General features: G+C 59.0%; 7 protein-coding genes. 5 read left to right on the top strand and 2 right to left on the bottom strand.

Annotated features, from left to right (window positions below):
* The 4 genes from A9Q02_RS08540 to A9Q02_RS08555 all read left to right on the top strand — a co-directional run.
* Positions 1-696 (top strand): IS66 family transposase (locus tag A9Q02_RS08540; RefSeq protein WP_141508788.1); only part of this gene is annotated, 696 nt, incomplete at its 5' end.
* A gap of 180 nt (positions 697-876) precedes the next feature.
* Positions 877-1,188 carry a hypothetical protein gene (locus A9Q02_RS08545; RefSeq protein WP_097651940.1) on the top strand — a complete coding sequence of 104 codons (312 nt, stop codon included), beginning with the start codon at positions 877-879 and terminating at the stop codon, positions 1,186-1,188.
* The gene (locus A9Q02_RS08550) at positions 1,185-1,607 is read left to right on the top strand and encodes a type II toxin-antitoxin system VapC family toxin (protein WP_097651941.1); all 423 of its coding nucleotides are present in this window, start codon (positions 1,185-1,187) and stop codon (positions 1,605-1,607) included. The genes A9Q02_RS08545 and A9Q02_RS08550 overlap by 4 nt, the downstream gene beginning before the upstream one ends.
* A 389-nt stretch (positions 1,608-1,996) precedes the next feature.
* On the top strand, positions 1,997-5,641 hold the full coding sequence (locus A9Q02_RS08555) for an NACHT domain-containing protein (protein WP_097651942.1): 3,645 nt from the start codon (positions 1,997-1,999) through the stop codon (positions 5,639-5,641).
* Positions 5,642-5,762: 121 nt separating this feature from the next.
* Here the strand turns inward: A9Q02_RS08555 and A9Q02_RS08560 are convergent, their stop codons facing one another.
* On the bottom strand, positions 5,763-6,740 hold the full coding sequence (locus A9Q02_RS08560) for a hypothetical protein (RefSeq protein WP_097651943.1): 978 nt from the start codon (positions 6,738-6,740) through the stop codon (positions 5,763-5,765).
* On the opposite strand from A9Q02_RS08560, the gene A9Q02_RS24165 reads away from it, so the two are divergent.
* Entirely contained in the window at positions 6,739-6,891 is a 153-nt protein-coding gene (locus A9Q02_RS24165; protein WP_167857355.1) for a hypothetical protein, read from the top strand. The two genes, A9Q02_RS08560 and A9Q02_RS24165, sit on opposite strands and share 2 nt — an antisense overlap.
* Before the next feature lie 148 nt (positions 6,892-7,039).
* On the opposite strand, the gene A9Q02_RS08565 is transcribed toward A9Q02_RS24165, so the two are convergent.
* Complete coding sequence (locus A9Q02_RS08565) at positions 7,040-8,263, bottom strand: hypothetical protein (RefSeq protein WP_097651944.1); 1,224 nt, start codon at positions 8,261-8,263, stop codon at positions 7,040-7,042.
* Positions 8,264-8,323: the final 60 nt, after the last annotated feature.

Here is an 8,323-nt window from a genome sequence, read left to right on the forward strand (position 1 = left end):
GGCACGGCGAGTGCGCAGGCCTTTCTGCTGGCACTGAAGGCCAAAGGCTACCACCCGCAGGTGATCGTGACCGACCTGAACCCGGCGTATGGGGCGGCGATCGCGGCCGTCTTCCCACAGGCGACGCACCACGAATGTGTCTTTCACGCGCTGCAAAACTGGCACGCACAGATCCGCACGGCCTACGGCAAGGACTATCGGGAGCACCACCCGGAGGCGGTGGAACTGGTGCGGCAGCTGAAGCGGATCTTCTGGGCCAAAACGAAGCGCACGGCCGAGCGGCGCTACGCACGGGTGCTGGCGCTGCGAGAGGCGTACGTCGCGGCGCAGCCGGAGGTGGCGCCGGTGTTTACCAGTCTGGAGCACCACTGGCCGAAGCTGGTCAACGCCATCGAGAGCGAACGCATCCCGCTGACCAACAACACGACCGAGTTGGTGATCCGGCGTTTCGCGCAACACTATCAGAACTTCTGCGGCTTCAACAGCATTGAGACCGCGCAAAGCTATCTGGTGATCTTCGAGTGGTGCTACCGCCTGACGCCGTTTACGCACGACGCGCAGCAGCGCATCCGGGGCAAGTGCCCGCTCGAACTGGCTGGCTACGACGTGCGCACGCTCCCGATGGCCCAACTCTGTCGGGGGCAGTTGCTCGGCTGGCCCCCAGAGGGCCTGGCAGAAGTAGTCCCCAAACCGTAACGGTCACGCAGGATGCGATAAGCAATGTCTGCCTGATGTGCTATGATGTGACAGAGCGATCTGTATCATGGTGAAATATCGCGAGCGGTGCAATTGGCATACGGCGTGCTGACGCTCGGCATGTGATGCATGGTCACAAAGTGACTGCGGATCAGTCGGTGCCAGCCCATAGGAGAAGAAATGATGGCGACGAGCGTGCTCATCACCCGCCAACCGGACAACCGCTACACGGCACGTGCCCTGGTGCTGCCCGAGCTGGTGGTCAGTGGTGCGACCGAAGCTGAGGCAGTGGAGCAGTTGCGGGTCACCCTAGCCGATCTGCAGCAGCACAGCCGTGTGATCCAGGTCGAGCTCCCAATCCCGGATCCGGCTGTGGAACATCCCTGGCTGCGCTTCGCTGGCATGTGGGAGCACGACCTGGACTGGGAGACGTTTGAGGCGGCGGTTGCCGATCTGCGCTCTGCCGACACGCATGACGCGCCACCCGTATGAACCCACGCTTCATCCTCGATACCGACCACGTCTCGCTCTATCAGCGGCGCCACCCGCAGGTGGTCGCTCGCGTCCTGGCCACTGCGCCGAACGACCTGGCCGTCACGACGATCACGCTCGGCGAGCAGGTTCAGGGTCGGCTGGCCGTGATTCGCCAGGCCCGTTCGCAGGCTGACGCGGCGCGGGGCTATCTGCGCCTACGGGAAACGGTCGCGTTCTATCAGGCGATCCAGTTGGTCGACTACACCACCGCCGCAGTCGATCACTTCGAGGAACTGCGCCGCCAGGGGATTCGCATCGGGACGCAGGATCTGCGCATCGCCGCGATCGCGCTGGCAGAGGGCTCGATCCTGGTCAGCCGCAACGCGCGAGATTTCGCCCAGGTGCCAGGGCTGATACTGGAGGATTGGGCTTCCTGAAGCGGAACGAAGCATGTGAGAACGCAGAACGTAGAGCAGGATTACCTCAGTGAGATTCCGTTCTGCGTTCTTCATTCTGCGCTCTGCGTTCATCCGCCCTGGCCGGCGCCGTTGGTCGGCATTGTCGTCCTCCTGGCAGGGGCAGCGCGGCGATGGGGCGCTGCGGAGCGGATGCGCCTGGAGGTATCATCGGCGCTCTGCGGAAGGAGAGCATCAGTAAGAGATCATGATTGGGGGGGGAGAAGTCAGGTGCGTTGTAGCTCGCGATGCTATGTGGAGGAAGCGCCCTGGCAAGGCCATAGGAGCCACAGGAGATCCATTTGAAGTTTGTGTTTGCTCAATCACCGCATGGTAGAATAATGGCACTTGCGCTCACTGGAGAGGGTTAAATGCTCACCGTGCTCTTTGATCTGTTTATCAACGTGCTCGGCACCTTTGTCGCAGACTTTCTTAAGGAAGGGTGGCGGCGGCTCCGTCATCCAGCTTCGGCGTCTCGCTGGAATAAGGAAGACGAAGAAGCGTATCTGCGTGCGATACAGGCGGCACTGAGCCGACGAACCTACTTTGCTGGCAGTAGCAGTCGCCGCCTCACAGTGGATGTCCCTGGCTCACAAGACCCGGATATCTATGTTGAGTTGTCAGCCATTGATCTTTCTGCACGGGCGGTGCGGGTGGTCGCAAATGATCGCGAGGTGCTGGGACGCAAGCAAAACATCCTCAGCTTTATTCTACGCGAACAGAACGTGCTTATCATCGGCGACCCTGGAGCCGGGAAGACGATGACTGCCCTGAAGTACGTTGATCTTGTCGCTAAACGAAGCCTGCGAAACAGTACTCTACTACTCCGGGCTATCGTAAAGATTCCTGTTTTCGTTGATCTCGGTTTGATCGGCGAAATGGATGAACGAGAACTAGACGAAGATCAGGCGCACGACTGGCTCTTGCACGAGATCCGGGAGCAGTTGCGGAAGGACACAATTCTCCGGTCGTACGCAGAGTTCCTCTTCGACCCGCAACGAAGCACAACACTCCGCGATTATTTCAACGCTGGCCGGCTTGTCATGGTACTTGATGCCTTTAATGAAGTCCCACCCAATCGTTACGAATTACTGTGGGATCGCATAAAGAAAGTCGCAGTTCTTACCCGAAAATTCCACAACTCGATTGTAATTACCGGACGCGAAAAGCAGCATAACGAATCGGGGCGTTATTGGGGTGAAGGAAACGAAGAGCTACTCCTGCGTATCTCCGAGCTAAGCGATCCTGAAATAAAGCGATTGATCAAAAAACTGGTCGAAGGCTTCGCCGTGGCTGACCATTATGGAAAAGATTTTATTGCCGACGTCTTGGGCTATCAAGACGACACGGTGCAATTGTCCGCCTCTCAATCAAAGACGATTATTAATCCGCGCTTGGCGCGAAATATTCGCAACCCGCTGTATCTGACCCTATTCTTTTATAATTACTGCAAATATCCCCATAAGCGCAGTTACACCAGCATTGCAGACCTTTTTACCAACTGGTTTCAGACGGCGATTATCAACTTGCCGAATCACAGAAAGGCACGACTTATCGAATATCTTGAAGTGTTGGCGTATGGTATTTTGAATAGCATGGCTCAGGGTGTTGAAGCCACCAATATCTCTCCATCCACGGCAGCTGCAATTCTTAGCTCATTTTCGACTGCCGAGCAAAAGGAACTTGGAGAGGAAGCACAACGATGCGGCATTTTGGCGCCCCAACAAGGAGCCATTGGCGTTCGGTTCAACCATCAGCGCTTCCTCGAATTCTTTGCCGCACGTAGGTGGTTCTATCTGCACTGGACGTTGAATCAAACGAATCTAGACGAGCTATTACAACTATTAGCCCCTTTTTATGATCATCCTAAGCGTCATTGGGATGAAGTAATGATCATGGCGGCTAGTTTGTTTGATGATCCGACCGGACCGCTTCGCACGATATATGCCGCTCCGAAAACATTATCCGCACATCTCTATAGTAATTATGATCATCGTGCTCAACTCGGCGCTTACTTTTTAGAAGCAACCCGTGATGATTTCGCACCGGACGTTCGGGCGGCGGTACATAACTTCACCAGCATAGCTATAACGCGGCTGACAGGGCAGTTGCGTAGCGGTGTTCCAGTACCCGACCAGCTGGTTTACGTGGAGGCACTTGGTGCAATACCAGGAGCGGCCGCGTTGGAAGCTCTGAAAGAAACCTCGAAAGATGAGGCAAGGAGTGTTCTTGTTAGACAGGAAGCGGTGCGCCAATTGGCGGTAAAGTTTTGGGATAAACAGGCTCAAAACTACTTCCGTGAATGCCTTGTCGATGTGGATTCCGAACTTTTTTGGCAGAGCTTACCAGGACCAGTCGCCGAACGAACACGCCCTTTGCAGCAACAACGCCAGCGTTCTCGTGTATACCGCAAAGCCCTGCAGATTGGAACAGGAATAGCCATCGCAATCTTGGTTATCTCTACAGCCTTATTACTTATCTACCTCTGGAACAATTGGGGCTGGCTACGTGATGCGGTCGTCTTCGTAATCCTTGGCATTATTACCATCATCTACATTGGCTTCCTGCTGTACATGGGTGGTTTGATAATCTACGGTGGCTTTCTGCTTATCCGAGCCCTCGGCAGTGCTATGCTCACAAGACTCCGTCGCCCCTCCTCACCTGTGCCGCAGCCGACAGTGCGGAGCCAGAACGATAAGGAAGCGACGCTACCAGTGCCGACCGCAGCATCTATCATTGACCCTCCAACAGACGATCAAGCCGATGATGCGACCACTGCGCCAGATCCAGTTTCTGGGGCACTTCAGATGTCGCCCGCAGTCCTAGCGGCGGTAAATAGCATTGAGGTAAGCCAGTCACTGCCTGCACCGGAACAGCCGTCAGCTCCTGCCGCCCTGCCACGACCGGCGCCAGTGCTATATGCGGCTGCACCTGCTCCCGCTCCCGTTGTGCCTCAACGATCGGCACCAGCTCGGCAAATAATGCGTGAAGTGGCGGCTGAACTTTGGGAGCTTTTTCTGAATGCCCAATTCAGTGTAATGGGGTACGTACTTCTGATACTGATTGGCATCGCACTCTTTCGATTGCAAGATCCGCTCTTTATTATCTACCTGCCCGGCTATCACTTAGCGGTGACACCAGAAAGTGCGTACTCCGTCCAGGAACGGTTAATCTCACTCGCGCTGGAAAATCCTCTCCAACCGGATATCGCTTATGTTTTATTCTTTGGTTCCCCCATATTTGCTGAAGCTAACCCGTTCAGTCTATTAGAGCGCAACTGGATTGTCGCTGCTGTCATGATCCTTCTCTACATTACCACTATAGCAAGCGCAATTACATCTGTTATCATCGGAGACCGTGGTATCCGACTATTGCTGCGGGTAGGCAACACTTATGTGGCGCGCCGAAAGCAACTGATTTGGGAAGACGAAGATACACAATGGCTACAGCAGATCAAGAGAGCAGTCGTAGTTTCGGCTGGATTGATGGCAATAGCACTGCTCTGTCTGCCGTTTGCTCTATATGGTTCCTTTTATATTTTTTGGCTACATGGTGAGCAATTGCGTGACATTTTCGCCAGGGGTCTCTGGCAGTTTTTTCTGCGTGACCAGCGAACACAATGGGCAATCGGCTTGCTCGTAATTCCCTACCTCATTGGGTTGATGAGTTATCTTACCTCTTGGCTGATTGTTCGCAAGAAGTATAATCAGCAGATAGGCCGCCTGCGAGAGGTGGGTGAAAAGGTATTGACGGATGGGCGTGACCTCGATACGTTGTTGGATATTATCAATGATGCGGACAAGCCCGCCGATTATCGACTAGAAGCGGCTCGTTATGTCCGAAAGTTGGTCAAAGAGCGATATTGGTTAATGAAGGAGCTTGATGGGAAAAATCTTATTCTCCGACGCCTATCTTCTTTTCAAAATGAGTATCACCTTCGGAAGGAGCCTTTGGAATTGGCAAGCGTTGTTGTTAACACCATTCGCGACCTTAAACACTCAATGAATTTCACATAAATAATTGATTAATCGAACAGTTACCGTTCTTTGAGTACTGAAAAGAAAATATCAACTGAAGTGGTGCTGCTTGTTCTTTTCAACCCGTAAGCATAATACCAATAGAGCACTCACGGAGATCCTATAGAATCTCAAGACTCTCTGCAAAGCTTCTCGCCTCTACACGTTTAGGTCGCTCAAATCTCAACACCCCCTCCTCCAGATCCCACGGGCGCAGCGAGCGCGGGCGGCCTTCCATGTCGTGCCAGACCCAGACGCTGCGCCCGTCAGGCAGGTGGCGGCGCGGCTGCCAGGGGTGCCAGTGGATGCCCGTGCCGAGGCTCAGGGTTGCGGTGGTGGTGAAGAAGGCGGGCAGCAGGGCGTGCTGCGTCCATGCGCTCCAGATGGTTTCGAGGCGGGGCCAGCCCTGGTCGGTGATCCAGAGAAAGATGGTGTGCGTGGCGGGCGGCCAGGTGGTCTGGTCCCAGCGGGTGCGCCAGTTGCGGGCGCGCTGGGCGAGTTGGCGAGCGTCTTCGCTGCCGCTGTCGATCTCGATGACCAGGCGCATAATGCCGAGGCCCGGCGGTGGGGTGTAATCTGCGCCGAGATACTCCGGGGCGTAGGCGTCGGGCCGCGTGCGCTGCGCGGGCAGCCCGTCGAGGTCGTAGCCTATCGCCGCAAGGCCGTCGCCACGGGCGTCGCTGCCGCTGAAGGGCCGGATCATCCAGCCCATGCCGCTGATGCCCAGGTCGGTGCGGATGTCCTCGTACAGCGCGACACCAAACTGGTTGGCGAGCAGTAAGCCTGGCCGCACGCGATCCGCGACCGGGCGCACGGGCGCGAGGCGTGGGAAACCCGCCTCGCGCAGCAGGCGGGCTCCGTGGCGCCCAAGTTGGTAGCCGCGCCCGTCAGGGATGGCGATGGGCTGGAGGTATTGCTCGGCCAGCCAGCGTGCGAGCCGTTCGGTGCGCGCTTGCCGCGTGACGGCCTCGGGCCAGACGAGGGCGCAGAGGTCGTTTTCGCTGAGCAGGATGCTGTCGTTGAGCCGCTGGAGCATCAGCCGGGTGCGTTCGCCGAGGTTCGACCAGGTGACGCGGCGGCGTGATCGCGTGGTGGGCATGGGCGATGGATCCTTTGCTGCTGATGGGCTGGTTGGGCCGAAGCACCCGCCGCCGCGAGGTTCGCCGGGGGCGAACCTCGCGGCGGCGGGTGCTTCGGCCTTACGTCGACGGCGTGCGCTGACTGCACGCTGGCGGGCCTGGCTCGGCTGACGATGTGACCGTCGCGTCGGCGGGTGCGCGAGACGAGTCGCGCTGCCTGCTTCTGCGATGCGGCTGCGCCAGGCTGAGCGCGGCGGCGAGGCGCGTCGCTCTGGGTGCCGGGTGGCGGGCGGGCCAGGGATGGCGGTGGCGGGCGCATCTACGGGGGAGCCTGTCGTCTCGCCGGTGGACCGGGCACGGCGGGCGGGGTGACCGCTGGCCCGGCGGGCGAGCGGGATGAGTCGCGCGGTCGCCGTCCGCGATCCGGCTGGGCCAGGCTACGTTCGTCGGTGGGGTAGCGCCGTACCAGGGCGGCGACGTAGCAGGCGTTGATCAGGGGGTGGACGCCGTCGCGCTGCTGGCTGAGTTGGGCGAGGTGTTGGTCGGCAGGGAGGGTGCGTGGGCGTTGCACCAGGTGCTCGGCGTCGTGTTGCGCGCGGCGGGTCGCGACCGCACGCAGTTGTTCGATCAGGTGCTGGATCGCGGCCCAGGCCTGGTCGCTCAGTTGGCTCGCACTGGTGGCGCGGCCTGCGGCGTCCAGCGCGGCGCGGTATTCCTGGTGGAGGGCGCTGAGCCACGCGTGGGCCACGGCGCGGTAGACGGTCTCCGGCAGCAGATCCGGGTGGGTCGCCAGCGCCTCGCGAACGCCCTGCTCCAGCGCTTCGAGGGTGGCTAGGTCGAGCGCTTCGGCGGGCGAGGCGGGCGTGAAGGGTGGCCGCGCGGTCGGGGGGTGCGCGGGGGCGGGCTGCTCGGGCGGGCGCTCACGCGGGATGGCGGACATCAGGCCCATGTCGCGGCGTTCCACGGGGAAACGAATGAGCAGTTCTTCGCGGGGTTTGACGCCGGTGAAGTCTTCGGGTTGAAGCCCCTGGTTGGCGTAGGCGTTGACCAGGTCGCGGGTGTCGTCGCGCACGCCGCTCGTCAGGCACATGCCGCCAATCACGTTCAGCACGATGCCGCCCAGCTTTTCGCCGAGTTGGTTCAGCCCCTGGTGCGCCCCAATCAGGCCGACGCCCATCGAGCGCGTGCGCGTCCACATGCGCTCGGCGTCTTCGGCGCGCTCGGCCTTCACGAACATTTGCACCTCGTCGACGAACAGCGGCCAGTCCCAGCGCTGCTCCGGGTCGGTCTCATCCTGCTGGGCGAAGGTCGCGCTGACGATGCTCTGGAAGAGCGCCGCCCCCCAGAAGGCGGCATTCGTGGCGCCGATCGTTTCGGGGACGAATTTCATGATCACGATCGCCTGTTCGCGCATCGCCGTGGTCAGGTCGATGGTCGACGCAGGTTGGCAGAGCAGGCGCTGGCCGGTCTCGGAGCCAACCAGACCGGTCAGGCGGCGCTTGAGGCTGTCAATCGAGGTCTTGATCCGGAATGTGTCAAGCACCTTTGGACACGAGTCTTGGTCAAATGCGGTGCATACGTGCCACCAGCGTCACGCCATCCG

The sequence above is a fragment of the Candidatus Chloroploca asiatica genome, assembly GCF_002532075.1.
Lineage (GTDB): Bacteria > Chloroflexota > Chloroflexia > Chloroflexales > Chloroflexaceae > Chloroploca > Chloroploca asiatica.

Coding starts and splice junctions, on each gene's coding strand:
- A9Q02_RS08545 (WP_097651940.1), top strand. CDS start 877: ATGATGGCGACGAGCGTGCTCATCACCCGCCAACCGGACAACCGCTAC.
- A9Q02_RS24165 (WP_167857355.1), top strand. CDS start 6,739: ATGGGCGATGGATCCTTTGCTGCTGATGGGCTGGTTGGGCCGAAGCAC.
- A9Q02_RS08560 (WP_097651943.1), bottom strand. CDS start 6,740: ATGCCCACCACGCGATCACGCCGCCGCGTCACCTGGTCGAACCTCGGC.
- A9Q02_RS08550 (WP_097651941.1), top strand. CDS start 1,185: ATGAACCCACGCTTCATCCTCGATACCGACCACGTCTCGCTCTATCAG.
- A9Q02_RS08555 (WP_097651942.1), top strand. CDS start 1,997: ATGCTCACCGTGCTCTTTGATCTGTTTATCAACGTGCTCGGCACCTTT.